Origin of the sequence: Holzapfeliella saturejae (assembly GCF_037546065.1) — a bacterium.
Taxonomy (GTDB): domain Bacteria; phylum Bacillota; class Bacilli; order Lactobacillales; family Lactobacillaceae; genus Holzapfeliella; species Holzapfeliella saturejae.
The window spans coordinates 391,794-418,659 of record NZ_JAWMWG010000001.1 but is presented as its reverse complement, the minus strand read 5'-3'; the positions used below and the strand labels follow the sequence as shown (position 1 = coordinate 418,659).

The 26,866-nt window shown below is 33.9% G+C and carries 26 protein-coding genes; 4 read left to right on the top strand and 22 right to left on the bottom strand.

Features of this window, described 5'->3' with window-relative positions:
* Positions 1 to 33 precede the first annotated feature (33 nt).
* The 20 genes from R4Y45_RS01970 to R4Y45_RS01875 form a co-directional block, all read right to left on the bottom strand.
* The gene (locus R4Y45_RS01970) at positions 34 to 1,299 is read right to left on the bottom strand and encodes a carboxylate--amine ligase (protein WP_339968748.1); all 1,266 of its coding nucleotides are present in this window, start codon (positions 1,297 to 1,299) and stop codon (positions 34 to 36) included.
* A 133-nt stretch (positions 1,300 to 1,432) separates the two neighbouring features.
* Positions 1,433 to 1,840: a DUF3021 domain-containing protein gene (locus R4Y45_RS01965; protein ID WP_339968746.1), complete on the bottom strand. Its 408-nt coding sequence runs from the start codon at positions 1,838 to 1,840 to the stop codon at positions 1,433 to 1,435.
* Between the two features lie 11 nt (positions 1,841 to 1,851).
* Positions 1,852 to 2,304: a LytTR family DNA-binding domain-containing protein gene (locus tag R4Y45_RS01960; RefSeq protein ID WP_339968744.1), complete on the bottom strand. Its 453-nt coding sequence runs from the start codon at positions 2,302 to 2,304 to the stop codon at positions 1,852 to 1,854.
* An 11-nt stretch (positions 2,305 to 2,315) separates the two neighbouring features.
* The gene (locus R4Y45_RS01955) at positions 2,316 to 3,176 is read right to left on the bottom strand and encodes an ABC transporter permease (RefSeq protein WP_339968742.1); all 861 of its coding nucleotides are present in this window, start codon (positions 3,174 to 3,176) and stop codon (positions 2,316 to 2,318) included.
* 1 nt (position 3,177) lies between these two features.
* Positions 3,178 to 4,053: an ABC transporter ATP-binding protein gene (locus R4Y45_RS01950; RefSeq protein ID WP_339968740.1), complete on the bottom strand. Its 876-nt coding sequence runs from the start codon at positions 4,051 to 4,053 to the stop codon at positions 3,178 to 3,180.
* Between the two features lie 170 nt (positions 4,054 to 4,223).
* Entirely contained in the window at positions 4,224 to 7,385 is a 3,162-nt protein-coding gene (locus R4Y45_RS01945) for an MMPL family transporter (RefSeq protein WP_339968738.1), read from the bottom strand.
* A 24-nt stretch (positions 7,386 to 7,409) separates the two neighbouring features.
* The gene (locus R4Y45_RS01940) at positions 7,410 to 7,976 is read right to left on the bottom strand and encodes a TetR/AcrR family transcriptional regulator (RefSeq protein WP_339968736.1); all 567 of its coding nucleotides are present in this window, start codon (positions 7,974 to 7,976) and stop codon (positions 7,410 to 7,412) included.
* 58 nt (positions 7,977 to 8,034) lie between these two features.
* Positions 8,035 to 8,634 carry a DNA-3-methyladenine glycosylase I gene (locus R4Y45_RS01935; protein WP_339968734.1) on the bottom strand — a complete coding sequence of 200 codons (600 nt, stop codon included), beginning with the start codon at positions 8,632 to 8,634 and terminating at the stop codon, positions 8,035 to 8,037.
* A 72-nt stretch (positions 8,635 to 8,706) separates the two neighbouring features.
* Positions 8,707 to 9,252 (bottom strand): helix-turn-helix domain-containing protein, encoded by a 546-nt coding sequence (locus R4Y45_RS01930; protein WP_339968733.1) that lies wholly within the window; start codon positions 9,250 to 9,252, stop codon positions 8,707 to 8,709.
* Positions 9,253 to 9,379: 127 nt separating this feature from the next.
* Complete coding sequence (gene asnB, locus R4Y45_RS01925) at positions 9,380 to 11,335, bottom strand: asparagine synthase (glutamine-hydrolyzing) (RefSeq protein ID WP_339968731.1); 1,956 nt, start codon at positions 11,333 to 11,335, stop codon at positions 9,380 to 9,382.
* A gap of 79 nt (positions 11,336 to 11,414) precedes the next feature.
* Complete coding sequence (locus R4Y45_RS01920; RefSeq protein ID WP_339968729.1) at positions 11,415 to 12,758, bottom strand: serine/threonine protein phosphatase; 1,344 nt, start codon at positions 12,756 to 12,758, stop codon at positions 11,415 to 11,417.
* Between the two features lie 134 nt (positions 12,759 to 12,892).
* Positions 12,893 to 13,378, bottom strand: a complete 486-nt coding sequence (locus R4Y45_RS01915; protein WP_339968727.1) for a hypothetical protein — start codon at positions 13,376 to 13,378, stop codon at positions 12,893 to 12,895.
* Positions 13,379 to 13,437: 59 nt separating this feature from the next.
* On the bottom strand, positions 13,438 to 14,631 hold the full coding sequence (locus R4Y45_RS01910; RefSeq protein ID WP_339968725.1) for a cation diffusion facilitator family transporter: 1,194 nt from the start codon (positions 14,629 to 14,631) through the stop codon (positions 13,438 to 13,440).
* 96 nt (positions 14,632 to 14,727) lie between these two features.
* Positions 14,728 to 16,125: an MDR family MFS transporter gene (locus R4Y45_RS01905; protein ID WP_339968723.1), complete on the bottom strand. Its 1,398-nt coding sequence runs from the start codon at positions 16,123 to 16,125 to the stop codon at positions 14,728 to 14,730.
* 3 nt (positions 16,126 to 16,128) lie between these two features.
* The gene (locus tag R4Y45_RS01900) at positions 16,129 to 16,605 is read right to left on the bottom strand and encodes a MarR family winged helix-turn-helix transcriptional regulator (RefSeq protein WP_339968721.1); all 477 of its coding nucleotides are present in this window, start codon (positions 16,603 to 16,605) and stop codon (positions 16,129 to 16,131) included.
* 166 nt (positions 16,606 to 16,771) lie between these two features.
* Positions 16,772 to 17,695 carry a phosphate/phosphite/phosphonate ABC transporter substrate-binding protein gene (locus R4Y45_RS01895; protein WP_339968719.1) on the bottom strand — a complete coding sequence of 308 codons (924 nt, stop codon included), beginning with the start codon at positions 17,693 to 17,695 and terminating at the stop codon, positions 16,772 to 16,774.
* A 21-nt stretch (positions 17,696 to 17,716) separates the two neighbouring features.
* On the bottom strand, positions 17,717 to 18,526 hold the full coding sequence (gene phnE, locus R4Y45_RS01890; protein ID WP_339968717.1) for a phosphonate ABC transporter, permease protein PhnE: 810 nt from the start codon (positions 18,524 to 18,526) through the stop codon (positions 17,717 to 17,719).
* On the bottom strand, positions 18,526 to 19,305 hold the full coding sequence (phnE, locus tag R4Y45_RS01885; protein ID WP_339968715.1) for a phosphonate ABC transporter, permease protein PhnE: 780 nt from the start codon (positions 19,303 to 19,305) through the stop codon (positions 18,526 to 18,528). The genes phnE (R4Y45_RS01890) and phnE (R4Y45_RS01885) overlap by 1 nt, the downstream gene beginning before the upstream one ends.
* Positions 19,305 to 20,087, bottom strand: a complete 783-nt coding sequence (gene phnC / locus R4Y45_RS01880) for a phosphonate ABC transporter ATP-binding protein (protein WP_339968713.1) — start codon at positions 20,085 to 20,087, stop codon at positions 19,305 to 19,307. The genes phnE (R4Y45_RS01885) and phnC overlap by 1 nt, the downstream gene beginning before the upstream one ends.
* A gap of 496 nt (positions 20,088 to 20,583) precedes the next feature.
* Entirely contained in the window at positions 20,584 to 21,525 is a 942-nt protein-coding gene (locus R4Y45_RS01875) for a phosphate/phosphite/phosphonate ABC transporter substrate-binding protein (protein ID WP_339968711.1), read from the bottom strand.
* A 168-nt stretch (positions 21,526 to 21,693) separates the two neighbouring features.
* Between R4Y45_RS01875 and R4Y45_RS01870 the strand changes: the two genes are divergently transcribed.
* Together R4Y45_RS01870 and R4Y45_RS01865 are read left to right on the top strand one after the other, a co-directional pair.
* The gene (locus tag R4Y45_RS01870) at positions 21,694 to 22,482 is read left to right on the top strand and encodes a tyrosine-protein phosphatase (RefSeq protein ID WP_339968709.1); all 789 of its coding nucleotides are present in this window, start codon (positions 21,694 to 21,696) and stop codon (positions 22,480 to 22,482) included.
* An 85-nt stretch (positions 22,483 to 22,567) separates the two neighbouring features.
* On the top strand, positions 22,568 to 23,356 hold the full coding sequence (locus tag R4Y45_RS01865; protein WP_339968707.1) for a tyrosine-protein phosphatase: 789 nt from the start codon (positions 22,568 to 22,570) through the stop codon (positions 23,354 to 23,356).
* 45 nt (positions 23,357 to 23,401) lie between these two features.
* Here the strand turns inward: R4Y45_RS01865 and R4Y45_RS01860 are convergent, their stop codons facing one another.
* Together R4Y45_RS01860 and R4Y45_RS01855 are read right to left on the bottom strand one after the other, a co-directional pair.
* A complete protein-coding gene (locus R4Y45_RS01860; RefSeq protein WP_339968705.1) occupies positions 23,402 to 24,193 on the bottom strand; it encodes an ABC transporter permease in 792 nt (263 codons plus the stop codon).
* 1 nt (position 24,194) lies between these two features.
* The gene (locus R4Y45_RS01855) at positions 24,195 to 25,106 is read right to left on the bottom strand and encodes an ABC transporter ATP-binding protein (RefSeq protein WP_339968703.1); all 912 of its coding nucleotides are present in this window, start codon (positions 25,104 to 25,106) and stop codon (positions 24,195 to 24,197) included.
* 142 nt (positions 25,107 to 25,248) lie between these two features.
* Between R4Y45_RS01855 and R4Y45_RS01850 the strand changes: the two genes are divergently transcribed.
* Positions 25,249 to 25,569 carry a YbjQ family protein gene (locus tag R4Y45_RS01850; protein WP_339968701.1) on the top strand — a complete coding sequence of 107 codons (321 nt, stop codon included), beginning with the start codon at positions 25,249 to 25,251 and terminating at the stop codon, positions 25,567 to 25,569.
* Positions 25,570 to 25,724: 155 nt separating this feature from the next.
* Positions 25,725 to 26,864: an alpha/beta fold hydrolase gene (locus R4Y45_RS01845; protein WP_339968699.1), complete on the top strand. Its 1,140-nt coding sequence runs from the start codon at positions 25,725 to 25,727 to the stop codon at positions 26,862 to 26,864.
* Positions 26,865 to 26,866 lie beyond the last annotated feature (2 nt).

Genomic DNA, 26,866 nt, shown 5'->3' with positions numbered 1-26,866 from the left:
AAACGCACATTTGCTCAAACAAGTGGCGTTTTTTTAAATATTTTGACCTTTGTTTTCTTCAAAGTACTTTTTGAAACGGCCAATGTAGTTATGGAACATGTACTTCATTAAAACGAAGCGTTTGAATCCCATATCTTTATCGTAAAAGACTGTTGTCCCTACACGACCTTGACGAATTAATTCAAGTGCATAGTCTTTGTCTTTATTATCCACTGCGTATTTCTTGAATACTTTTTCAGGGACACCAAGCCATAACATATGTTTATTTCCTGCTTGGTTAGCATATGTTGTCGGTTGAGAACTTAACTCGCCTGTCACGTAATCTTTCACAACCCATTCAGCTAAATTGTAGCCGTTTAGTGTGACATAAAAACTAGAGCGTCCTTGACGTAAGTTAATCTCAAAGAATTTAAACTCGCCGTCACGATAATCATACTTCATGTCAAAGTTGGCATAGCCTGTAAATTTGATTGCTTCAAGAAAACTTTGAACACGTTCGTATAACGCCTGATTATATTCAGGGATAATCGCCACATAGTTTCCGATTGAATGCGGTGTTGGATCTTCAAGTAACGGATGTCCCAAGCACATCATTTTAACTTGATGATCTTGATCAACGTATGCATTTAAAACGCGCATATTTGAATCATCACCAGGGATGAATTCTTGCAAAATAATGCGGTCACGATAATTATGTGCATAAATTTGTTCCAAAGAACGTTTCAATTCTGCTTCATCTTGAATTGTGTAAGCTTTTTTCTTACCTGGAAAACTAATTTCGGCCCACTTTACACTATTTGCTGGTTTAAGTGCAATTGGATAATCAAATGGTAAGGTTTGATAGTCACCATTATTAAACTGTTCTTCATCAATAATCTTTGTTTTAGGGTAAGGTAAATCGTATTCCTCAGCTGTTTGATAAAATGTATCTTTGTGATTTAATTTTTCAAGTAAATCATAATCAATGTAAGGGACGATAAACGTTTCTTTTAAGTCATCTTTGTATTTGGATAATAGTTCTGCATACGCATCCCCACAAGCAATTAAAATTACTGGTTCAGGATGGTTTTTGTATTCTTCTACTTTTTTGCGCATTGTCTCAATAAAGACATTATCATCCTCAAAATTAGGAATTGTTTCAATGTCAACAATGTTAGTGTAACGTGTTGCTGCTAACTTGCCTGAAGACCATGCTTTTACTTTCATCCCGTATGCTTCATGAAATGAGCGGGCCATTCCATAAACATTGATATCACTACCAAGTAATATCGGGGTGAATTTTGGTTGATTGTCATTCATTTAGTTCACCTTAATATTGTCATATGGTTTTTAAAAATTCCATTCTATTTTACCATACAAGAAATAGATATTAAGTACTTTTAACAAATTAATGACAAAAAATCAATTTTAAAAGTTTAAAATTAACCAAAATTTATCTTTTATGATAGTTATCTTGTAGTTTTCGATTAATCTTTTTAATACTAATACGCTGATATAAACTCACACCACCCCAAATAATCAAATAAATCATCAAAAAGCTAACCCAAAAACCAATCTCCTGAATAATTGTTATTGAAGAATTAAAAAATAACAAGCTAAATAATACGCTGGATAAAGTCAAAATAAAATGACAGATTAGAGCTGTTAGAAATGATATTTTTTCACTATCGAATACAGCAGAATATAACCCAATAATTGCACCAAGACTAACTACGATTAATCCGTTTTTAATTGTTAAACTAGGTACATCTAAGCTTAACATTAAAGCACTAATATAAACTAAAGAGGATGTTGCTGCACCTATTAACAGATGATTCACATGTTTAATCAATTTTTTCATACAACACACTCCTAAATTCCTAACTTTTGTTTTAACAAACTCAAGTATTTACGACTAACGTCGGTCTGATGACCATCAGTTAAAATCGCCAACATATTCCCTGAAAAACTATTTTCAAGTGATATCAAATGATTCAGGTTAACTAATGCATGTTTTGAAACTTGGACAAAATCATATCCACCTAATCGCTCACTAAACCGATTTAGCCTTTCTTTTATCTGATAGGTTTTATTTTGGGTGTAAATCAATAATTCATTTGAGACAACATCCACAAAAATAATATCGCTGGGTTTAAGAATTATCACGCAGTCTTCTTCCTTGATTGGGATAATATCCGCTCTATTATCTAAATTTATTAATTGACTAATCAAATTTTGAACATTTGGTGTTAATTCAGACGCACGAATATCGAGTTCAATCACATCTTTGGACAATTGCTTGTCTGGTATAAATTCAACCTTCACATCTTCAACTCCTAACGTTGTTCACGTTTTTGCCAACTTGATACTACCGCAATTAAAGCCATAGCCAACACAATAACACTTAATAAGATAACCCAATCTTGCCACGTGCTCAATTGTGAACCGAACAAATCATATTTAACGCCTAAGTTAAACTCAACTTCATGTCTTAAATCGAGTTGGTTCCCCAAGTTGTTTTGCAACAAATCAGACATTAGCAGTTGTCGATACAAAGCCGCAACGTAACTTCCTGGTGTAAGTTTGACAAGCCATTGTGCAAAACTAGGTAATGCACCTAGTGGCATATATGTTCCCACTAAAAATCCTGAAGCTGTCCCAATAATTGTACTTAATAGTGCTACCGTACTAACTTTTTTGACGAATTGTAAAATCAATAAATTAATCGCTGTTGATAAAATTGTGGCTAATAACATAATGATAATTAATTGTGGTAGCAAAGCCAAATCAAATGCAACTTGATCACTAATTACAAAATAGTTCATCATTATAATAGCCATCATCATTTGCATCAACAATCCCACAATAGCTGAGGCACAAACATAACTCATCTGAATTTTGAAGTAGCTAACGTCTGTTAATATCAAATCTTTTATGACTTGTGATTCCCTATCTAAAACAAACTGTTTAAGACTAGAAAACGTCGTTGTGATTGCAGTAGCTGACAGCACACCGCCAATTAACCAATTATCAAGCAACGCTAATTTAGCTGGCATGTTTTGCCATTGATCTACCATCGCTTGTTTGATAAAAACCAAATACAAAACAAATGCAATTAATGCTCCAAGCATCGACAGTAATACGTTAGATCGACTACAAAAATATAATTTTAGACTACGATAAGTTAGACTCAACATTTCACTTCATCTTCCTTCCTGTTAACGTGACAAACGCATCATTTAAATCGCCTGGCTTAAATTCAAAATCAACAATAAACGCTTTAACCTGTTCTAAAATTTCAATTGCTTGACTTGGCGATTTTGGATGTACGGTTAAAACATGATTACTCTCACTAGCAATATCTAATGACAATCGTTGTTTTAATGCGTTCACATCTTTAGCTACTAACTTTAGAGTTGGCATTGAATAAGTTTGATTGATTTCTTCTGCAGAGCCTGATCCTACCAACTCTCCCTTTGACATAATATAAATTTGTTCAGCTGACTGTGCCTCTTCCAAACAATGAGTCGTTAAAAATACTGTTAGTTGCTCATTTTTTTGCAGGGATTGGATGAAAGACCATATAGCTTGCCGCGTTTGGATGTCTAATCCTGTTGTTGGCTCATCTAAGAACAAAATATCCGGCTGATTTAAAAGTGCCCTTGCAATATCTGCACGTCTTTTTTGCCCACCTGAAAGTTGACCATATTTTTGATCCATAAAATCAGTTAATCCTGTTGCCTTTACTAACTTTTCAAAATAATCAGTTGATTGATTTTGATAAAGTTTTGCTCTTATCTTCAAATTTTGTTTAACTGTTAATTCTTCATCTAGCACACTTTGCTGAAAGACAACACCTATTTTAACAGATCGGTTATTTTCACCATTGTACTTAACTTCACCAGAAGTTGGTTTTGATAAGCCAATCAACATTGAAATTGTTGTTGATTTCCCGGCACCATTAGTCCCTAAAAGAGCTGTTAATTGCCCTTTATTAATCGTTAAATTAATTCCTTTAACAGCTAGATGCTGATTATATGACTTAGTTATATTAGTGGCTTGAATTAATTTCATTTTTAATCACCTCAAACCTTAATCTAACACTAGATTTTTGTGATGTAACTTAAATAAAGATAAGTGGTTGAAATCGCAAGCTAAGTGGTTAAATTTAATCATAAAAAACCGACTCTCAAATGAGAGTCGGTTTCGTCTGTCTTTTTAAAGTTGTCTATATAAGAGTTAGTTTAATTATTGTCTTTTTTCATTAACTTTTTGAAATTGAATTTTTCATAAGTTAATCGAATAGCAGCAGATAGAATCATTGGTAAAATAACGACCAAAATTAGTAAACCAATAATCACACCTAGAGCTACTTGAATCAAGGTTAAAACACCACTTGGAATTAATGCGGCAAATGTTCCACCTAAAATGATTGCGGCAGAAATCACAACTGCCCCGATAATTTCACAAGCTTTGATAATTTGTTCACTTGGTTGCATCCCTTCTGCACCAAATTCACGATATTTCATCATTAAGAAGATACTGTAATCCACTCCTAATGCAAAAATCATAATGAAAGTAAAGAATGGTGTGTTCCAAGTTAACAAGTCATGTCCAAGGAATGTTGCACTCACCCATTTAGTAATTGTCATTGAGCTTAAGAAAGCAAGTAACAATGTTCCTAAAATGTATAGGGGTTGCAAGATTGAACGTGTTACAAAAATTAAGGCAATACCAATACCCACTACCATAATCATCGCTGTACGAATAAAATCATCGTTAGCTGTTTTTTGTGTATCGGCAATTTTAGCTGTTTGACCACCAAATGCGACTTGTGCATTGTGTAGTGAACCATTTTGTAAAATACCTTGGGTTTGGTTAGTTAATTCATTAATTTTTTGAATAGCTGCATCAGAACTTGGGTTTTCATCCAAGATAATCATTAATTTAGTTGTCTTCTTATCAGCTGATAAGTAAGTATCTAATGATTTTTGGAATTCTTCACCATGAATCTGATCAGATGGAATATAGAAAGTTTTAGCAGAAGCTGAGTTTTGGTAATTGTTCAAGTAATCATAAGCAGTACCTAAACCTGTATCCAATTGACCAGCACCATCGCCTGCTTTTTTAACACCATCAATCATTTGTGGCATTTTTTCAGTCATAGTTGCAAGTCCACCGTTAAGTGCTTGGGCACCAGTGTTTCCTTGAGCAACAGCTGATTGAACTTGAGTTAACCCACCATAAAGTTGGTTAAGTGCTTGTGTTGCACCAGGTAGTGCGACATTTGATTTATCAGCAAGTGTTTGGACTTGTTGTTTCAAGGTTGTAAGTTGTTGCATCATACCTGATAATTGTGAATCTTGACTCACTGCTTGTAGTTGTTGACCAATTTGTTGATCGTGACTACCCGCATTTTGAATATTTTGACCAACTTGTGCTAACGCTTGTTGCACTTTTTGATCTTTTTGCACAATAGCTTGGCGAGCTGATTCAGGCAGTTGGCTAAGCATTTGTTGATATTGTGCACTTTGTTGTTGCTGTTCAGCTTGTAAACCGGTTAAGGCTTGACCAGCTTGAGTTAATTCATCCCCAATTGCTTTAGTATGTGCGGCAACTTGAGATAATTTTTGCGTTAAGCTACTTGTATCAACACCAGAAGTTCCGGCATTTTGCAAAGCACCATTCAATTGTTGAATAGCTGAGTTAATTTGTGGTAATCCATCTACTAATTGTGTAATTTGACTTTGAGATTGACCACTTGTTTGACTAGCTAACTTATCATTTAACTGTGTTAACCCATCAACAAGTTGTTGGCTCCCGTTTTGTAATTGAATGAGTCCACTGCTTGCGTTGTTAACACCTGTTAATAAGTCAGTTGGTAATTGACCATTATTTTGTGCTGATTGGCCATTACCTACTAATCCTGTTTGTAAATCTTTGGCACCTTTTTGAGCTTCAGAAAGTCCAGAATTAACAGTCTTCATTTGACTATCAACATAAAGTTTATCGATTTGATCGCCACCAGGTTGTGTAGCTGACGTAACTGTTTTGACACCTGGAACAGCTTTAATAGCTTGCGTTAAGCTGTCAATACCTTTTAAGTTTTGCGTATTATCAAGTGGTTGATCACTGCGAACATATAAAGTTGTCGGTTCAGCAGTCCCTTTTGAAAAGTGTGCTTGAACAACTTCAAACCCAACTTTAGCTGGTGTGTCATTACCTAATTCATCTAAGTCATCATAGTTAAGATGATTTGAGTACATGAATGATAAGGGCAACATAATCACAAGGACTAATAATAAACTTAAGATTGGTCTTAAAACGCTATTTTTTGAAAGCATGTGCCAGAACTTGCTGGTTGAGTGACCTTCAAAACTTTTAGCTGGCCAAAATAGTTTTTTACCGAGTACCACCATAAAGAAGGCATTAAGTGTTAGCAAGACTGGAATTAATACCGCAATCCCAACAGCAACACCGACAGCTGATTGATAAATTGAGAATTGAGCAAGTCCTAAAACAGCAAACCCAATTAAAACAGAAGTTCCTGAATATAAAATCGTATGGCCTGCTTTTTTACGGGCGACTTGCATGGCTTCTGAATTGGAAACGCCCAGACTCAGCTGATCCTTAAACTCATCATACAGTAAGATATTGTAGTCGGTTCCAATCCCAAATAGCACAACCACCATAAAGACTTGGGTGAAGTTTGAGAATGGGAAGCCAAAGTGAGCCACTAGGTTGGTTACAATACTTAGTGAAACAATAAATGACACGGCTACCGTTGCAATTGACACCAATGGTACAACAGGTGATCTAAAGACTAGAATCAACACGATGAAGATAAAGATAACCGCAATAACCTCTGTTTTCTTAATCCCATCTTGTGTTTTTTGACTGAAAGCATTCGTCAAAATATCTGCCCCTGTCACATAAGTTGTCACACCGTCAGTTTTGGCAGCTTCGTTTAATTGATTCTCAATTTCTGAAAGTGTCCCATGGTTTTTATCAATATTTAATTGTAATAATTGGGTTGTTTCATCTTGTGAAATCAATTGTTTTTGTGTGTATTCGTTATCCATTGAAGCTGTCATACTCTTGATGCCGTATTCAGATTCATTTTGGCGTAACTTATCCACAGTTGCTTTAATACGATCTTTTTGCTCTTGTGTAAGTGCATTTCCTTCATTGTGGAAAATCACAACAGCTTCGGTCGTATCTTTTTGCGAGTCACTCCACTGATTTTTCATTTGTTCAGCAAGTTGTGTTTGAACATTATCAGGTAATTTAATAGCTGAGTTTTGAGTAGTTAACTCTCCGACATTAGGTAAAGCGACAATCGCAATCACCAATGCCAGTAGCCAACCAATCAGTGCATGATAATGCTTTTTGAAAAATTGACTCATGATCTCTTATCCTTTCGTTATGTATTAATCAATAATCTTGGTTGAAAGTTCAAGCATCTGACGAAAACTTTCATCGTTATGAGGTAATCCATATTGGTCAAGAAATCCCAATTGCTCGATGAGTAAGAATCCTAAAATTTGACTAATGTAGCCTTCACCAAAAGACGTTTTATCAACACCATGTAAATCAATTGAATCTAAAATACGATCAATTAAATCAATCACTTTTTTCATTTCTACAAAAAAGTCAGAGCTTTTATCATAGTTTTTGACTTTATGAATTAATGAAATTGATTGCCCACGGTTAGAAAAATAGTTTCTGATAATTTCAGCATACTTAATTAATGCTTTTTTACCGGAATAACCAATTAAGCCTTCGGTTAATTCTTGATGCAGACATTTCACAAACTGAGTGCCCAATTCTTCGAGTAATTCGGCTTGATTTTTAAAATAGTTATACAAAGATTGCGATTTAATATCCAATGCTTTAGCCAGATTTCCAAAAGTTAGTTCTTCTGGGCCATCATCTTCGATAATTTGAATCGCCATTTCAATGACTTTGTCATAACCAACTGTATTTCTTTTAGCCACTTCATAACCTCCTTAATTAACAGTTGAAATAATACACCTACACAAATAAGTTGTCAAACTACAATGTGTAGTTTTTAGCAAAAAAGTCAATACACTGTTGTTTAATGGGGCAAGTCTCCACGTGAGAATTGATAATTCCTAAAGCTTCAAGCCAGGATTGGACAATAGTCGGCCCTAAAAATTTAAAGCCTTGCTTTTTCAACTCACGACTAATCTTTTTGGATAGTTCACTGAATCCCTGCATATCTTCTTGTGTTTGATAATCCATAACTAGTGGCTTGTCATCCACAAATGACCATAAATAAGTATTCAAGCTAAACTCACTAGTTGCATTCTTCTGAGCTAATAACTGGGCATTTGACACAATAGCCTCAACCTTACGCTTGTTCCGAACAATAGCTGGATTTTTTAACAATTTTTCCATATCGTAGTCATTGTATTGAGCAATTTTTTGAATTCGATAATTTGAAAACGCTTTTTGAAAACCTAATCTTTTATTTAAAATCGTTTGCCAAGAAAGACCCGCCCGCATAATTTCTAAAATCATTAGTTCAAATGTTTTCTCCTCATCAAAAACTGCAAAACCCCATTCATTTTGATGATAATCTGCCATATTTTGATGACCATTTTGTGACCACTCACATTGTTTAATTCTCATTTGTTTTCTCCTATCTACTTTCTTTTAGCTTAATCATAGTCGAAATAATGACAATAAAAAAGAAGTTAGCCATTAGCTAACTTCATAATAAGATTTTGAAAGGCTATATTTAAAATATCGATAACCATATCGTGTTAAAAATTTGGTTAAATAAACCGCCCCGATTAAAATCAGAATTCCAAAAATAGGAAGTAGTAAAATTAACCACGGATAATTCATTGCCATATCAACCGTTTGAAAAGTTGATGGAAATATCATCTGATAAATACCAATTACTGTTGAAACTAAACTCATGGTTCCTAAGAAATACATTGTAAACAAAACAAATGCAAGTAAAAATCCGACTGTACCTAAGAAAGCAAGATTAAATACCACCAATCCTAAAATTGCAAACCCATTTAATTTTTTCTTCTTCACAATTAATTCCCCTCCTAATAATTCGTTGATACTTATTTGATAAATTTTGGCAATATCTGTCAAGGCACTCAAACTCGGTTCTCTAGTTCCTGTTTCCCATCTTGAAATTGTCTGTCTTGTAACATACAATCTCTTAGCTAATTCTTCTTGAGAAAGTTGTGCTTGTTGTCTGATTTGCTTCAATCTGTCAGCTACACTCATTTCATCAACCTCCTTTACAACTTTCACTCTACTGCATTCTTAAGTTAAAACCTAGCACCAAGTTGGTTACATGATGACTAACAAAAAAGCTTTCGACTTTAAATCGAAAGCTTTTACTTTTTTAAAATTAAGTATTAACCAATTTTCCTTGATCAATCATTTCTTTAACTTCTGGTTGAACACGGCGATATTTTTCTTTTGTGCCTTCAAAATCAATGAAGTAAGCGCGGTACCAAACAAGAAAACTATAAATTGTCCAAATTTGACGTTGCAAATCAGCTTCACCAGTATAGTGCTGTTCCAATAAATTCAATAATTTATCTTGTTCAAACACATCTTTAACGAACTCTTCAGAGAATAAGTTTTTAACTTGTTGATAAAATGATTGCGTTCTCAACCATTTTTTAATTGGCACAGGAAAACCTAGTTTTGGTCGTTGTGACCATTCTTTTGGCACAACTGCTTCACTAGCTTTTCTCAACGCATACTTCGTATCTTTATTGTTAATTAGATATTCAGTCTTAATGCTATTAGCAAAATCCGCAACCTTACGGTCTAAGTAGGGAACGCGAACTTCTAATGAATGCGCCATTGAAATTTTATCTGCTTTTTGCAAAATATCATTTACTAAGAAGTGATGTAAATCAATATATTGCATTTGACGCACGTAATCTAACGACTTCACTTTTTCAAAATCAGGTTTGTAAATACTTTTAACTGTTATTTTATTACGATATACCGGTTGTAATACTTGGTTAGCATCTTGTGCAGAAAAGATTGACGGATAATCTGCGTCATAGATTTTAGCTTGTCCAACGTAATATTCACTCGGTTCTGTAATACTTGTGTATAAGTGCAGTTTACCTTTGAAATTACGAGATTTTGATAATCGACGACTCAATTTTGCCTTAACATTTTTAGGTAGGCGTTTTAACCCATTAGCAAAAACCTTAACGATTGTGTTGTGCGAGTGCATCCCGTAATTCACATATCCTCCAAATAACTCATCAGCACCTTCACCTGATAAAGCTACTGTGACATGTTTACGCGCTAATTTGGCCAGATACCAAAGCGGTACAACACTTGGATTACCATCTGGTTCGTCCATATGATATTGCATTTCTTCAAAATCACGCAAGACATCATCACGTTTAACACGTGATTCGTAAAAATCGAAACCTTTCATATTAGCTAGATCACGAGCGTTTTTAACTTCATCATACGTTTTATCGTCAAAGCCCACACTAAATACCTTTTCAGGTTTTAAAATGCTGGTGATATAACTTGAATCAATTCCTTCTGAAAGAAAACTACCAACTGGTACATCTGACACATTATGTAAATTGACAGATTCTGAAATTACTTCATGAATTTTTTCAACAGTATCTTCAAAACTTAACTCATTTGGGGTGTAATCTGCATCCCAATATTGATGCATATTCAATTCACCATCTTTGTAAGTAAACCAATGACCTGCTGGAAAACGATAAACACCCTTAAAGAAAGTTTCTTCTAAGTCATTATATTGATTCATTAAATATGGTTTAACCGCTTCAATATTTAATTCTTTTACAAAGTCAGGATGTTCTAAGAAGGATTTAATCTCAGAACCCACGATAAATTGACCATCACGATTGTAATAGTAAAGGGGTTTGATTCCAAAAAAGTCACGTGCACCCACTAATTGGTTTTCTTCACTGTCCCAAATTAAAAACGCAAACATACCACGCACTTTATCTAATAATTTAGCCATCCCATATTCTTCATAACCATGAAGCAAGACTTCTGTATCAGACTGTGTTTTAAATTCGTGACCGGCTTCAATTAAATCACTACGAATTTCTTTATAATTGTAAATTTCACCATTAAATGTGATGACTTTAGTGTCATCTTCGTTATAAATTGGCTGAGTTCCCCCCGCCAAATCAATAATTGATAATCTTCTAAATCCAAGAGCAGCCGTTTCATTAATGAAACTTCCGCCACTATTTGGACCACGGTGTTGAATCATATCCATCATTGACGTAATTGATCCTTCTTTGTTTGTTCCCTTTGGATCAACAAAAGCAATGATTCCACACATACTTATCTCTCCTCTGCACTGTCTTTCGATATCAGTTATCACAATTAACTATAGTAACCCTTTTTAGTTAATTTGTGGACTATATTTTAAAAATTTTACGAAAAGTTGCCGCACCATAACCAAACAACTGTAACTCATCGGCACTTGGATTAATGTTTAAAATATATCCTGCAACTTCATTAGGGGTATCAAGATCTCTTTTTTCTCTTCTATTAAAGTTGGTTTCTGATTTCAAATGTGAACTGGTATTTAAAGTCACATAATCAATTCCATTTAGTTTGTAGTTGGACTCAACCTGGTGATGGCCGCCAATATAAGCCACAATCTGACTATCCACAATGGCTGAAAAATCAAACTGATTGTTAAGTTTAAATTCAACTGGGACACCATGATTGCTTAAATGACCTGTGGCTTTTTGATTAAAAGCCGCAAATAACTCGTGCAATGTTCGCCCGTTGTATTTCAAAGCATTGTCACCACGACGATTAACAGGAACACTGTGCCCCATAAAAATAAGACGTTTATGATGGCTAATGGACAAAATTTCAATAATTTCTTCGACTTGATCTTCTCTTACAGCTAAAGTTTTCTTAGTATTAAACCGCTTCTTACCTTGATCATCGATTTCATAAGGTAAATCACTCGTGTTAATAAAAATTAGTCTAAAGTTTTGATAATCATAGTAGCTAACACCATTACTTGAATAAATCGCATTTAACTCTTCTTGTTGATACATCTGGTGCCACATGATATCTTCAAATTCTCGTTCACCAAAACTAGGCCATTTTGATTCTTTTGCATCATAGCTATCATTATCATCTGAATTCCCTTTTAAGTTAACAAAAGGTACGAGGCCATCTTGGAATGCATCTCGCATTTCACGCAAGCGTTTTTGTGAAGTATACCCCTCGTCACATCCTGAAATCCAGTCACCTAAATGCACCTTCAAGTCCAACAATCCCATATCACTTAATGTGTTGAATTCTTGAATCTGTTGTAGACCATCACTTTTTAAGTGTCTAGCAAGCACATGTTGTTTATCATAAGTATCTGTAATTAATCCCACATTTAAAGTATCAGGTGAAATAAATTTTTGAACTCTTTCTGAAAACTTCTCGATATTTTCTTGCATCGTATAACGTCGTTTTGAATCGACTTCTTCAAATGCTTCAAATCGCTTTAATTTTTTGGACCATGAACGTTGATAGGTTTTAAGTCCTTGATGATCATCTTCAGGTATTAAATATTGTTTCAAAATATTTTGATTATTATATTTCACAACTAAATAATAGTTTTGACGATGAGGTGTCGCTTCAACGGCTCCTACGTGATATTGACCAACTTTTGTAAAGCGTTGCATATTGTCAAAAGGATCAACTTTTCTTTTTAGTTTTTTCAAGCTAGATTGAATCTTTTCAAACATCGATTTCCCTCTTTTGTAATTCAGATTAAAAGACTTTGATAACTTTCTCTTATTTTACCATAGCACACGTATTCTTTAGAGTCCTTTAGATAATCAATTCCAAATAAAAAAGCCACTTCAAAAGAAGTGACTTTTTAGCGGTTTTGTAAATTATGTGCTGCCAAAATAATTGAGACAACAGCATCTTTTGATAATGAAGCTGATAAGTTGTCAACTCCAACAACTGTTGCAGCTGCACTAATTACTTTAAGGCTGTAAGATAACACATGAAAATCCATTTCACGATTATACTGACCATCTTCTAAAACAGTCTCATGATTATAATCAAAGTTTAACGCTTCTTTTTCAGGTAGTCCATCAACGTGATTAGTTAAGACACGGTCTGATAAAGTTGATAATGGTTGGTCCATTTTTTCTAATGTTAAACGATGATCTGATTCAGACTGATAGTAATCATCTTGACTCATTTCAATGTAATTTTCTGCTTTTTGATTTAAGACTTTCAAATCGTCAAGTGCTGAAAATAACTGGGCTAAATCAATCGCCTTGTTTTGACTAACAATCTCTTTTTCTAACTCTGTTATTTCATCTGATAATTGCAAAATTGCTAATTTACTCATAATATCCTCCTAGGGCACTTATAACTACAGATTATAGCAAATTTTTTATTTTTTTGCAGTTAAATTAAAGAGCGGTCAACCCCTAAATTCGTGTGATCAAAGTTAATTTGAACGGTGACATCGCCTAAACGTTTACGAAGTGCATGATTAATTTCAACTAACCATTCGTCATCTGTTAAAGGACTATCTGTTGGCACAACAATATCAAACTGAATCAAATGATCATTATTTTTGAGGGTTTCGACATGAAAATCATGAATCTTTAAGTCTGTTTCATACGAATCGATAACTTCACGAATAGTTTGCATAATGTGCGTTGCTTTGCGACTCCGAATATCAATTGGATCCATGTGCGCAACTAAGTTAATATTGAACTTTTTACCAAAATCTCGTTCAATTCGATCAACTACCTCATGTGCTTTATCTAAGCTTAAGGTGCTATCTAACTCAATATCAATTACGGCATAAATTCGATTAGGGCCGTATTCATGTACCATTAAGTCATGATACCCTAAAATATTTTTATAAGACATTAATTGTTGATCAACTTTTTTAAGTAGGTCGTCTTCTGGGCGAGAACCCATCAGTAAGTTAATTGATTCAGCAATTAATTTAAAACTTGAATAAACAATAAACACAGCAACAATTAATGCTAAGTAACTATCAATATTAATATTTAAAAAGTAGAATAAGGCTGAACTGAAGATGATTGAACCAGTTGTAATTAAATCGTTTCTTGAATCAACACCGGTTGCAATTAATGTTTTCGATTTTAATTTATTACCTAATCTATAGTAAAACACAGCTTGCCATAGCTTAATCACAAATGAAACAACTAAAAATATCAATGAAATTAAGCTAAGATCTATCTCAGTTGGCGAAATAATTTTACCAACTGACTCATAGACAAATTGCACACCGACAATTAGCATGACCACTGCAATAATTAAGCCTGAAATATCTTCAAATCGTTGATGGCCGTAAGGATGACCAGAATCTGGTCTTTTACCTGAAACATGGAACCCGACTAACGTCAAAATTGAAGACCCTGCATCTGATAACGAATTAATTGCATCCGCCATAATCGCTACGGATCCTGATATTAACCCAACTGTTAATTTAATAGCGACTAAAATTATATTTAAAATTAATCCTACAATACCAGCATATGTTCCGGTTTTTGACCTTTTATCAATTGTTGATAAACGCACCGTTTTTTTATCAATCATGTTTAAAACAGATTTCATTATCATGATTATCCACCCTGATTTCTTAAATTTCTTATCATTTATTATATCACCTAAACCTATAAACAAAAAAAGACATCCCTATAAAAAGGGAGTCTTCGTTTATTTTTTGGATGATAGTCTAAACGATAATGCCAATCCTACCAATGACAGAACCAATGAAACAGTAAATGCTGCTTGATAAGCTGATACAAAGTTTGAGCTTCCAGCATTAGATGTTGCGTTAGTAACAAGGGCAATAACCATTGTTAGAATTCCTGTCCCTAATGAACCTGCTACTTGTCTAAGAGTTGAGGCCGCCGCATTTCCATGAACCGATAAGTTTTCGGGTAATGAATTAATCGCGGCAGTGAAAGTGGTCATCATCCCAAATGAAATTCCAAACATTCGCATCGCATAAGAAACAACAATTACTATAAGTGACGTGTTTTCATTAAAAAACAGCATTGGTATATTACCAATAGATAATAATAAGAAGCTAATAATTGTCACAATTTTAATCCCATATTTATCAAAAATCCTTCCAGTTATGGGATTCATAATCCCCATAACGATGGAACCAGGTAATAAAACCAGTCCAGTTAATAGTGCTGTTTCATGGCGAATATCTTGTAAATAAAGCGGTAGTACCAATTCAACTGCTAACAAACTAATTGTAATGAGCGAAGTCAATAGCGTTGTCAATGAAAATTGCTTGTTATTAAAAACATCGATATTAACCAAAGGATTTTTAATTTTTTTCTGTCTTATTGCAAAAATCGCGACAACGACTAATCCTAAACTAATATAAATTAACGCAGAACCAATCGTTGTAGGTGTACCCAAAGATGATAATCCATAAAGTAATAATCCAAACCCGATTGTTGAATAAACAACTGATTGAAAATCGATTTTTTCAGCTTCGTTTTTGGTAATATTTTTAATAGTAAATAATGATGTAATAAAAATAATTGCTGTTAAAACGGTCATGACTAAAAATAACATTCTCCAAGAGTAATGAGCTAAAATTAACCCTGATAGTGTTGGTCCAATCGCAGGTGCAACCGCAACGACTAATCCAGTCGTTCCAAGTGCTGCACCACGTTTTTCGGGTGGATATAAAACTAGTACAATATTTTGTACAAATGGCATTAATCCCCCAGTTCCAATAGCTTGGATAAATCTCCCAATTAGTAATGTTTCAAAATTTGGCGCGATATATCCTAAAAATGAACCAAACAAAAAGATCGCAATCATACTCACATAAATCGTCTTTGACTTGAATCTCTTAAAAACCCATGCTGAGATAGGAACCATTAGTCCTACAATTAGTAGATAGCCTGTACTCAACCATTGTGCCTCACTTTGGGCAATATCAAATGATTCCATAATAGTTAATAACGCGTTATTTAAAAATGTTTCAGTTAGCAAAGTGATAAATGATCCCAAAAGCAAAATGAACATCATCAATGTTTTATTATAACTTTTACCATTGATATCAATTGCTCTTTCATTAAACATTTTTTATTCCTCCTTACTTTTTATGAAGTTCTCAATTAAATTATCCATTTGGTTCATTAACTCTTCTTTTTGACTTGACGTCATATTTTTATCTAATACGAACTCTGTATATTTTAAGGCTCTAGTTAAATCTTCATTATTATTTTTTATCAGGCTTTTACCTTTTGAAGTCAACTCTAAAACCGTTTGTCTTTTATCTGATGATATTTTTTTACATTCAATATAGCTTAACTTATTGAGTCGTTTAACAATCCCTCTAATGGTTGGATGGCTTAAGTACATTACTTCTTCTAATTCTCTTTGTAAAATATTTTGGTTATCCGCGTAGTAAATATGCATTAATACACTTAATTGCGTATGAGTTAAATCCGGAACAACTGCTGAAACTTTATGATTTAAATACTTTTCAAATAAGGTATTCAAGATTTTAATTTTAAATCCCAACGTTTGGGTGAATTCAGATTTCATTTCTTTTTCCATACAAAACCTCTTTCCAAAAATATGTAGCAAGCTACTTAATTATGTGTACTATGCTACACTTTATATATAAAATGTCAATAGTTTTTAGATAACGTCACATTTGTACTATTTTGTAAAATAAAAAAAATCCTCTAAGTCTCAACTTAAAGGATTTTTCAATACTTAACTAGTCATTAATTAATTTTTCATACTTACGAATAAGGTCAAATTTTGAGTCATCTGCTTTTTCATAACCTTGGTGGCTATAAATTGAAGCAACGATTTCGTGCCCTTTTTCTGTTTTAGCAATATCGATAAATGCATCTGATAATTTTTGACGGAAACTATCTGACATATCTGAACGAACACTCACGGTGTCGTTTGGAATCATTTCAGTGAAGTAAATTGGTGTGATTTCAGACATGATATTTGGATTATCTTTTTTCAAAATGTTTCTAGCATCTTCAAACACAAATGCTGCATCGGTATCTCCATTTTGAACGGAAATAATTCCTTGGTCGTGTCCTTTAACAGTCACTAATTGGGCATCTTTCTCAACGTCTAATCCTTTTTCTTTAAGATCAGCAACAGGCATCATATAACCTGATGTTGAAGTCACATTTTGTACCGCAATTTTTTTGCCTTTTAAATCTTCCCAAGTTTTAATACCACTATCTGCTTTAGTTACAACCATTGAACGGTAACCATCCACAAGCTCTGTTGTATCTTCGCCATTAGGTTGTTTAACGCCAAAACGTAAAGCTTGTAGTAAAACATCTGCTGCACCACGGTCATGCGCTTTTACATAACCATCAGGTGGTAAGAACCCAACATCAATTTTTTTAGAAGCCATTGCCTCAACCATTGATGTGTAGTCTGTTGAAACACTTACCTTAACAGGAATCCCCAATTTCTCTGATAATAAATCAGCCAAAGGTTTTGCACGTGCTTCCATTGTGTCAGCTTGTCGACTTGGGACAAACTGAACAGTTAAACTTTTTGGATCTTCAGTTTGTTTTTCAGTTGTTTTTGAACCTGAAGAACAAGCTGTTAACCCTAAGGTTACTAATAACGCACCAACAAGTGCTGTTAACTTAATAATCTTTTTCATAAAATCCTCCGATAAATAATTTTAAACTAAGCGTTTTCTGATGCTACCTGAAACAAAATCGACAAGTGTCACCATCACAATAATTCCAAGCAAGATAATTCCCACACGAGACCAAGCACGCGTTGACAACGCAAACACAAGTGGTGTTCCAATTCCCCCAGCACCTACTAACCCCAAAGTCGTCGCTGCACGAATTGATAACTCAAAACGATACAAGGTGTTTGAAATAAATTCTGGTAACACTTGTGGAAATGTGGAGAACATCATCACATTTAGTTTTGAGCCTCCAGATGCAATAACCGCTTCATCTGTTCCCCCATCTAGGTTTTCAATTGCTTCACTAAATAATTTAGCTAGCATCCCGATAGAGTGAACTCCCATCGCCATCACCCCAGCGAAAGCACCAGGACCAACAGCTTTGATGAACATTAAGGCTAGAACAATTTCTGGAAAAGTCCTTATAAATGTTAACACAATTTTACCTGTAGCGGAGGTAAATTTATGTTTATATTTGCTGCGAGCTGCCCAAAATGCAAATGGCACACTGATAATAGCAGAGATTGATGTCCCTAAAAACGCCATAGCAATTGTTGCAACTAAGTTACTGATTAAATCTTCGCCATCACCACGCCAAACATAGTCAAGGTCTGGATGAATTAAGCCATCAAAAATAGAAGCTGTGATTTTCCCTGCTTGATCTTTAATCCCCGTAAAAGGAATACCTGTGAAAGACCAAATGATAATGGCAATAACTAATACAGTAATCATAATGTTGCAGACTGTTTTGATTGTCGACTTTTCTTGCTTTGGTAAACGTTTAACTGATTGCATTATTTTGTCAAAGCCTCCCTTGAACGGTTACTAATTTCATCAATGACTAAAATTACAATAAAGGTGACCAGTACAATTAACCCCACACGGTCGTAACGGTACATACTTAAGGCACGTTCTAGGAATAATCCAATTCCTCCGGCACCGATATAACCTAAAATAGTTGAAGAACGGACATTGATTTCAAAAGCATAAAGCACGTAACTGATATAGTAACTCATAACTTGAGGCAAAACACCATAACGGATAATTTGCATTTTTGTTGCACCAACTGCTGTTAAAGCTTCAATTGGACCTTCATCAATGGTTTCAATTGCTTCATAGAACAATTTGCTGACCATCCCAAAAGTAAAAACTGCTAAAGCAAACACCCCAGTTACGGCACCAATCCCAATAATGGCAACGAAGATTGCACCCAGTAATAGGTTAGGAATTGTTCGAATAATGTTTAAAATGAATCGAAAAATACCGGTTACAATTTTATTTTTAACAATATTTTGTGAAACAAGTAAGGCATAAGGAAAAGCAATAATTGATCCAATTAAAGTTCCTAGGATAGCCATTTTAATGGTTTCAAGTAAAGGATTAGTAATTTTATCTAAGTATCCCCAATCTGGTGAACACATTTTGACTAAGATTTCGGTAAAGTCGCCAAAGTTAGCAAATAATTGCGTGAAGTCTAGTTGAGTGACCATAACAGAATAGACAAATCCCAAAATCATAACCACTGTCACAATCCATTTGTTTAAATTAAGCGGTTTTTTTGGTAACTGTTCCATTATTTAGCCTCCTGTGATTTTGAAGCCGTATAAACTGATTTGATTTTATCATCAGTAATTTGATCAGCTGGACAATCTAATACGATTTCACCATTACGAATACCGATGAAACGAGTCGCATATTTCTTGGCTAATTCAACAGAGTGTAAGTTAACCATCACGGTCATTTTCAAGTCTTGATTGATTTTTCTTAAATCATCCATTACTTGTGTGGTCGTTTTAGGATCAAGTGAGGCAACAGGCTCATCTGCCAAAATAATTTTAGGCGATTGCGTTAATACACGAGCAATTGACACACGTTGTTGTTGTCCACCACTTAACTCATCAGCACGGTTATATAATTTTGATTCTAGTCCTACACGTTCAAGTGCTTCATATGCACGTAACTTGTCCTCATTTGAGAACAGCCCTAAGCTTGATTTTAAGAAGTTATAGTAAGCAACACGTCCTGTTAAAACATTCTTTAACACGGACATTCTCTTAACTAAGTTAAAACTTTGAAAAATCATTCCCACATCTCGACGGATATGACGTAGGGATTTACCTTTAGCAGTTGTGATTGATTGGCCATCGATTTTGATATCACCTTCTGTAATATCGTGTAAACGGTTAATTGAACGTAGTAGCGTACTTTTACCCGCACCTGATAGACCTACAATAACAACAAATTCCCCTTTTTCAACGGACAAATTCAAATTATTTAGTCCTTTGACACCATTTGGATAAACTTTTGTTACATTAGTCAATTCAATAATTGGCTGCATATTTGAACCTTTCGACATATAAAAACTCCTCAAATTCATTTGATAAATGGGAATACCCAACAATATACCTATTATACATGGTTAATGTTCGTTTTTCTATCATTATTATAATTTGAAAGATTATAATCATTCAGATAATAAACAAAAAATTAACATTAACCCTAGCGCTAAAATTTCATAAAAATCAATAAAAGACTTTTATTTTTCAAAAAAATGTATTACAATAGTTTTTTCAATAAGACACCTTAACTCCTTATTGAAAAAGAAGATTCCAAATCATTCTTTAATTATTTCATATAACAAAACCTTTCATTATTTTGAATCAAAACACAATCTTTAATATCTTACCTTGAATTAATTCAAATGTACAGATGTTAACGTGGGAAACACTCAAAATAATATAATTAAAATAGTAAAAATCAAAAACCAAAACCAAAAAAGAATTATTTGAAATCTTTTAAAGTATAAACAAAAACACGCTAAGCTTTAAGCTTGGCGTGTTTTTTTGTTTAAATTATTTATTTTGTAAAGCTTCTTCAATTTTGTACATACTTGCAAATTTTGAATCGTCAGATTTAACATAACCTTCGTGACTTGCAATTGATTTCACAACTTTATGTCCTTCTGGTGTTTTAGCGATTTCAATCATTGCATCCGCTAATTTAGTTCTAAAAGCTTCATCCATATCTGAACGAACACTAATAGTATCATTTGGAATACGTTGTTCAGTGAAGTAAACCGCTTTCACATCATTCATAATATTTGGATCATCTTTTTGAACATTTAATCTTGCATCTTCAAAAGTAAAGGCAGCATCAACATCACCATTTAGCACTGAGATAATTCCTTGATCATGTCCTTTAACGGTTACAAGTTGTGCATCAGTTTCAACATCTAGTCCTTTATCTTTTAATTCTAGAACTGGCAACATGTATCCAGCTGCTGAAGTTACAGCCTGCACCGCAATCTTTTTACCTTTTAGGTCTTCCCAACTCTTAATGCTACTACCGTTTTTAACGGTAATCATTGAGCGATAACTATCCACTAACTGATCGGTTACCTTACCATCATTTTGACCATAACGTTGTGCTTGTAAGATAACGTCTGCTGCCCCTCTTTGATGAGCTTTAACATAGTTACCTGGTGAAAGGTAAGCTACATCAACTTTTTTGGATGACATTGCTTCAACCATAGAATTTGAATCAGTTGCAACTGTAACATTAACTGGGATACCCAACTTATCAGATAACAATTTACCTAATGGTTTAGCTAAGTTTTCCATTTCACCAGCCTGAACACTAGGCGTTACTTGTAAGTTAAGTGACTCTGGCACGTAGCTTTTAGCAGTTGTACTTGATTCAGATGATGAGTTTGAACCACTTTTTGAACAAGCTGTTAATGCGATAGCTAATACAGCTACGGCAACCACAGCGACAAGATTTTTGATTTTTTTCATGAACGATTCCTCCGAATTAGACGTTATGGTTATATAATATACGAACATTAACAGATAATCAACAAAAATTATACGTTAAACAAAAAAGAAATCGTACGTTTAGTCTCATTATGCTATTCTGAGGTCGACAACTTATTGATGATTATTTAAGTGAAATGAGGCTGTATCATGACAAATCAACGACTTCCTATCCAACAAGGTTTAAACTTCCGCCAATTGACGGGATATGTTAATCGCGAACATTTAACGATTAAACCTCACAAATTAATTCGTTCTGGTCATCTCGGCCAGTTGACTGCCAATGATGTTCAATTTTTAGAAAGTTATGGTGTCGCCTACGTTATGGACTTTCGTACAGACCATGAAATCGAAGCTATGCCTGATTGTACAATACAAAGGGCTGAATATATTAAAAATCCTGTTTTTTCAGAAGCAGTTGCCAAACATGCCATTCGTACCGTTGATATTGCTAAAAATAAAATCGACGATCCTCAATTTGGTTATCAACATCTCATTAATTGTTATCATGACATTATTTTAAGTGAGCACTCAAGAAACGCTTACCGCACCTTCTTTGACTATCTACTCAAAAATAACCAAGATGACCGAGCTCTGTTATATCACTGCTCTGAAGGTAAAGACCGTACGGGTATGGCCACTATTTTTTTATTATCTGCACTTGATTTTGATATTGAAACTATCAAAAAAGATTATCTTTTAACGAACTCAGCGACTACAGCTTATTTAGAGAGTTGCTTGCATATTGCTTATGAGAATCATGCAGACGAAACCACGATTAAAGCGATTACAGACCTGGCAACTGTTCGCAGCGACTATGTTGATTATGCCTTTAACTTAATTAACGAAAGATATGGCAATATGGCAACTTTTCTTGAACAAGTTTTAAATCTAACGCCTGAAAAAATCAAAAAGTTAAAAGCAATTTATCTGCATTAATTAGCGTTAAGGCTTTGAGGTCTAGGTGATTTTAGCTTAAAATAGAAGTAGAAACATTATTAAAAATAAAGCGAGGTAAAATCCAATGGCATATAATATGATTGGTGTAAAAAACGGTTCTAATTTCCGTGAACTTACCGGCTACAAAAATAAAGATGGTTTAACCATTAAACCCAACAAACTTTTACGTAGTGGCCATTTAGGTGATTTAAGTGATGCAGACATGAAAGTCCTAAAAGACCACGGACTAACTTATGATATGGACTTTAGATCACAAGAAGAAATTACAGCTGTTCCTGACCGTGTTCCAGAAGGTGTTGAGTACGTTTGGAATCCTGTTTTTTCACAAGATTTAACCGACAACTCAAAAAGTGCAACTGAATTAGCTGATGAAACTACAGATGATCCAAAATTCGGTTTCAACCGTATGATTTATGCTTACCACGATATTGTTTTAGGTGAAAAAGCACAAAAAGCTTATCGCAAGTTCTTTGACTACTTACTCAAAAACGACCAAGATAACGAAGCCCTTCTTTTCCACTGTACAGCAGGTAAAGATCGTACAGGTATGGCAGGTGTCTTCTTGATGCACGCACTTGGGATGGATTATGAAACAATCAAAGAAGATTATTTATTAACCAACCAAGCTTCAAAACCTTATATCGACAACCGCTTAGGTCTTGTGGAAGAAAAAGGTGGCGACCCTGTGACATATCAAGCTGTTAAAGATTTGGTTTCTGTTCAAGAAGGTTACATTAACTATGCACTTGAATTAATGGACAAAGATTTCGGTGGTATCGACAACTACCTGAAAGATATTCTTGGCGTAACAGACGACAAAATCAAAAAGTTACGTGAAATCTATTTACATTAATAACACAAACTAAAAAGCATTGAGTTTTTACTCAATGCTTTTTTATTAAACTTCTTTTCTGCGGTAGAATAATAACCCGATAATTAAGAAAATAACTGTGTAAATTAATGCACCACTAATTAGACTTACTGCATCTAAATGAGCAAAATCTAGTAATTTATCATGAGGTACTCCAATATTATTTACTAGTAACATATTAAATGGTGAATATTTTAACCAATCTAGTTTAAAGACTACCATCAGTGACATTAAAATACCTGAAATCATAGAAGATGCAAAGTAAACCACAATACCTAAAGTAACTGCTAATGAAGATTTTTTAATCACACTAGCTAATAAGAAAACTACAGAAAGTAATAGCCAAGTTTGTAAAAAGATTCCTGCACATGATTTTACTAAGTTTTCAATAACCGTAATATCTCCCATATTAGGCATTTTATCTGACCAATTAAAGACAAACTTTGAAGTTGTTGCACGACCGATAAAATAGATAATAAAAGTTGACGCTATCATCAAAACATTCAATAAGACTGAATAGATAAAAATAGCCAACCACTTACTCATCAAGATTTTTGATCGAGAAAATTTTGATGAGAACAATTCTTTAATTGTGCCATATTCATATTCCATAGATAGAATACTCCCTGCTGCAGAGATTAAGGTAATTACTAACCAAGCTGATCCTGCTGACATGATATCTTTATAATCTGTAATGTCTCCTGATAATGACATCAAAACCGTTACTAGAATCATCAATCCAATCATAATCAGTGGCATTACTTTAGTGGTACTTTTTTTACGTAATTTAAATAATTCGTTTTTAACTAATGTCCCCATTTTACGCTTCTCCTCCTTGAGTTGATTCATTTGGATAAAGTAGCTTCATTAAGGATGACTCTAAGTCAGAAGCTTGTTTATCCACATCCAAGATATCAAACCCTTGTTCAACTAAGAACTTAATCACAACAGCTAAAGTTGTATCGTCTTTTAGTAAAAAGCTAACTTTCGTTTTTGGCATTTTGAATCCTGCATTATTTAAGGTTTCACAAGCAGCACGGTCATCATTTGTTTTAATAACCACACGAATCTTGTAGGAACCATTTAGTTCTTGAGGTGTTGTATCACGAACAACTTTACCTTCGTTAAAAATAATTAAGTGATCAATTACCTTTTCCAGCTCACTTAGAATGTGGCTTGAAATCAAGAATGTGACACCTTGTTTAGCTAATTTTTGAATCAATTGACGAACCTCAATAACAGCATGAGGATCTAGTCCATTCATAGGCTCATCCAAAATTACTAAACTAGGATTGTTAATCAAAGCCATCGCAATTCCTAGCTTTTGTTTCATCCCTAATGAGTAACTTTTGGCACGATTTTTGATGTAGTCCTGCATCCCCAAATCCTGCACTAAGTCATCAATACGTGCTTTATTTTCCTTACCATCAGCAAACATCTTTAAATGGTCATACCCAGTTAAAAATGGGTAGATGGCTGGATATTCAATTAACTGTCCAACCTTTTCAAGCTGTTTGTGTTTTGAGAAAGTGACTGGTTCACCTTGAATTTCAACTTCTCCATCTACTTTAATCAATCCAAGAGCTGCTTTCATCAAAGTCGTTTTACCTGAACCATTAGGTCCTACCAGGCCAACAATTTGACCAGATTTAACTTCAAAAGAAACATCGTCCAAAGCTTTTTTGGTACGGTATTTCTTATTTAAATGACTAACTTTCAATTCTGTTGTCATAATTTTCCTCCTTGTAGTAAACACTTCATTTCCTAGCGTACCATATTAGATTAAATTTACGTTAATCTTGTATCTAATTTAATTAATTATTATCAATTTAGTTATAAAATAGCTATACAAGACAAATTTTAGGAGGTTTATGATGATTGTCACAACAACAAATCAAATTGAAGGTAAACAGATAACAGAATATTGCGATATTGTTTTCGGTGAAGCGGTTGCCGGTGTAAATATGTTTCGCGATATTGGGGCAAGTTTTCGTAACGTTTTTGGCGGTCGTTCAAGAGGCTATGAAAATGAAATGATGCAAGCTCGTACGGAAGTAATTGAAGAAATGAAGCACCGTGCAGCTGCAGTTGGTGCTACAGACATTGTTGGCGTTAAGTTTGATTATGATTTAGCCAATGAGATGTTAATGGTGATGTGTTCAGGAACTGCGGTTGTTACTGAGGATATTAACTAATTCAAATAAAAAACCTAGAAACCACATCGTAGTTTCTAGGTTTTTTTATAGACAATTACACTAAATCTGTCTATTAATGGACACAGTCCCTAATTTTGCATCTATTTATTCAACATTAGTTCAATTATAGTTAACCTTGAAAGGAAGTTATCATTATGATTATTAACTATATTGACAATAAACAATTCAATTTTCAAATCAATAGATTCATGGAAAGCCATCAAAAAAATCAATTAGTTCAAGAAGAACTATTTTCAGCCTGTCAGGATATAGCCAATACCGAAGATTGGTACAAACAATGGTTTATGTTAGGACAAAAGCATGTAAGACAACAGCATTATGCTATTGCAGCATCTTTCTTCCAAATGGCAGACTTTTTTCTGCGAGAAAATGATTACCGCAAAAACGAAACTTATACACTATTTATCCAAAATTATTACAAAGGAATTGATACGAGTAACATGACTTTTAGTCACATCTCTTATGAAAATAGATCTCTTACATCTGTGTTAATTAAAAATTCAAATGCTACCAAAACATTATTATTCCATGGTGGATTTGATTCCTATTTAGAAGAATTAATTCAATTTATCGAAAATCAAAAACTATTGGAAAATTTACCAACTTACAATTTTATTTTATTTGAAGGACCTGGACAAGGAAAAGCCTTAAAAGATGGGCTACCTATGATTTATAACTGGGAAAAACCAGTTAAAGTTGTCTTAGATTATTATAAATTAGCAAAAGTTGACTTATTAGGAATGTCGTTAGGAGGCTATTTGTCACTTAGAGCAGCAGCATATGAACCCCGAATCAAAAAAGTGATTGCCTATGATGTTATGTATGATATGTTTTCTGCTTTATTTATTACACTTCCTGAATTAACTCGCTACTTTGACCCCTATGATAAAGAAGTGTCTTATAGTAATATGGCCACCATAAATACCTTGATCAAAAAATCTATGCGTGAAAACAATCATATCGCTTTTTTAATTAACAAGTGTATGGATATTACGTTGACTTCCAGTCCCGCTGAATGTCTCATAACTTGTTCCGATTTTACACTAAAAAACGTTTTAAAAGAGGTCAAACAAGAGGTACTATTACTTGCTGGCACACAAGATATTTATGTACCTGTTGAAACCATAGGTCAAGAACAACGTGAGTTAATAAATGCTAAATCTATAGTAACTAAATTATTCACTGAAAAAAGTGGCGGATCGGGTCATTGTCAAATTGGCTATAAATATATGGCTGCACAGATTATCGCTGAGTTTTTGAATAATAAGCTATAATA

Excerpts from the sequence above, each read along its gene's own strand:
- R4Y45_RS01970 (WP_339968748.1), bottom strand. The coding sequence starts at position 1,299 with ATGAATGACAATCAACCAAAATTCACCCCGATATTACTTGGTAGTGAT.
- R4Y45_RS01965 (WP_339968746.1), bottom strand. The coding sequence starts at position 1,840 with ATGAAAAAATTGATTAAACATGTGAATCATCTGTTAATAGGTGCAGCA.
- R4Y45_RS01955 (WP_339968742.1), bottom strand. The coding sequence starts at position 3,176 with ATGTTGAGTCTAACTTATCGTAGTCTAAAATTATATTTTTGTAGTCGA.
- R4Y45_RS01950 (WP_339968740.1), bottom strand. The coding sequence starts at position 4,053 with ATGAAATTAATTCAAGCCACTAATATAACTAAGTCATATAATCAGCAT.
- R4Y45_RS01945 (WP_339968738.1), bottom strand. The coding sequence starts at position 7,385 with ATGAGTCAATTTTTCAAAAAGCATTATCATGCACTGATTGGTTGGCTA.
- R4Y45_RS01935 (WP_339968734.1), bottom strand. The coding sequence starts at position 8,634 with ATGAGAATTAAACAATGTGAGTGGTCACAAAATGGTCATCAAAATATG.
- R4Y45_RS01930 (WP_339968733.1), bottom strand. The coding sequence starts at position 9,252 with ATGAGTGTAGCTGACAGATTGAAGCAAATCAGACAACAAGCACAACTT.
- asnB (WP_339968731.1), bottom strand. The coding sequence starts at position 11,335 with ATGTGTGGAATCATTGCTTTTGTTGATCCAAAGGGAACAAACAAAGAA.
- R4Y45_RS01920 (WP_339968729.1), bottom strand. The coding sequence starts at position 12,758 with ATGTTTGAAAAGATTCAATCTAGCTTGAAAAAACTAAAAAGAAAAGTT.
- R4Y45_RS01915 (WP_339968727.1), bottom strand. The coding sequence starts at position 13,378 with ATGAGTAAATTAGCAATTTTGCAATTATCAGATGAAATAACAGAGTTA.
- R4Y45_RS01910 (WP_339968725.1), bottom strand. The coding sequence starts at position 14,631 with ATGATAATGAAATCTGTTTTAAACATGATTGATAAAAAAACGGTGCGT.
- R4Y45_RS01905 (WP_339968723.1), bottom strand. The coding sequence starts at position 16,125 with ATGTTTAATGAAAGAGCAATTGATATCAATGGTAAAAGTTATAATAAA.
- R4Y45_RS01900 (WP_339968721.1), bottom strand. The coding sequence starts at position 16,605 with ATGGAAAAAGAAATGAAATCTGAATTCACCCAAACGTTGGGATTTAAA.
- R4Y45_RS01895 (WP_339968719.1), bottom strand. The coding sequence starts at position 17,695 with ATGAAAAAGATTATTAAGTTAACAGCACTTGTTGGTGCGTTATTAGTA.
- phnE (WP_339968717.1), bottom strand. The coding sequence starts at position 18,526 with ATGCAATCAGTTAAACGTTTACCAAAGCAAGAAAAGTCGACAATCAAA.
- phnE (WP_339968715.1), bottom strand. The coding sequence starts at position 19,305 with ATGGAACAGTTACCAAAAAAACCGCTTAATTTAAACAAATGGATTGTG.
- phnC (WP_339968713.1), bottom strand. The coding sequence starts at position 20,087 with ATGTCGAAAGGTTCAAATATGCAGCCAATTATTGAATTGACTAATGTA.
- R4Y45_RS01875 (WP_339968711.1), bottom strand. The coding sequence starts at position 21,525 with ATGAAAAAAATCAAAAATCTTGTCGCTGTGGTTGCCGTAGCTGTATTA.
- R4Y45_RS01870 (WP_339968709.1), top strand. The coding sequence starts at position 21,694 with ATGACAAATCAACGACTTCCTATCCAACAAGGTTTAAACTTCCGCCAA.
- R4Y45_RS01865 (WP_339968707.1), top strand. The coding sequence starts at position 22,568 with ATGGCATATAATATGATTGGTGTAAAAAACGGTTCTAATTTCCGTGAA.
- R4Y45_RS01860 (WP_339968705.1), bottom strand. The coding sequence starts at position 24,193 with ATGGGGACATTAGTTAAAAACGAATTATTTAAATTACGTAAAAAAAGT.
- R4Y45_RS01855 (WP_339968703.1), bottom strand. The coding sequence starts at position 25,106 with ATGACAACAGAATTGAAAGTTAGTCATTTAAATAAGAAATACCGTACC.
- R4Y45_RS01850 (WP_339968701.1), top strand. The coding sequence starts at position 25,249 with ATGATTGTCACAACAACAAATCAAATTGAAGGTAAACAGATAACAGAA.
- R4Y45_RS01845 (WP_339968699.1), top strand. The coding sequence starts at position 25,725 with ATGATTATTAACTATATTGACAATAAACAATTCAATTTTCAAATCAAT.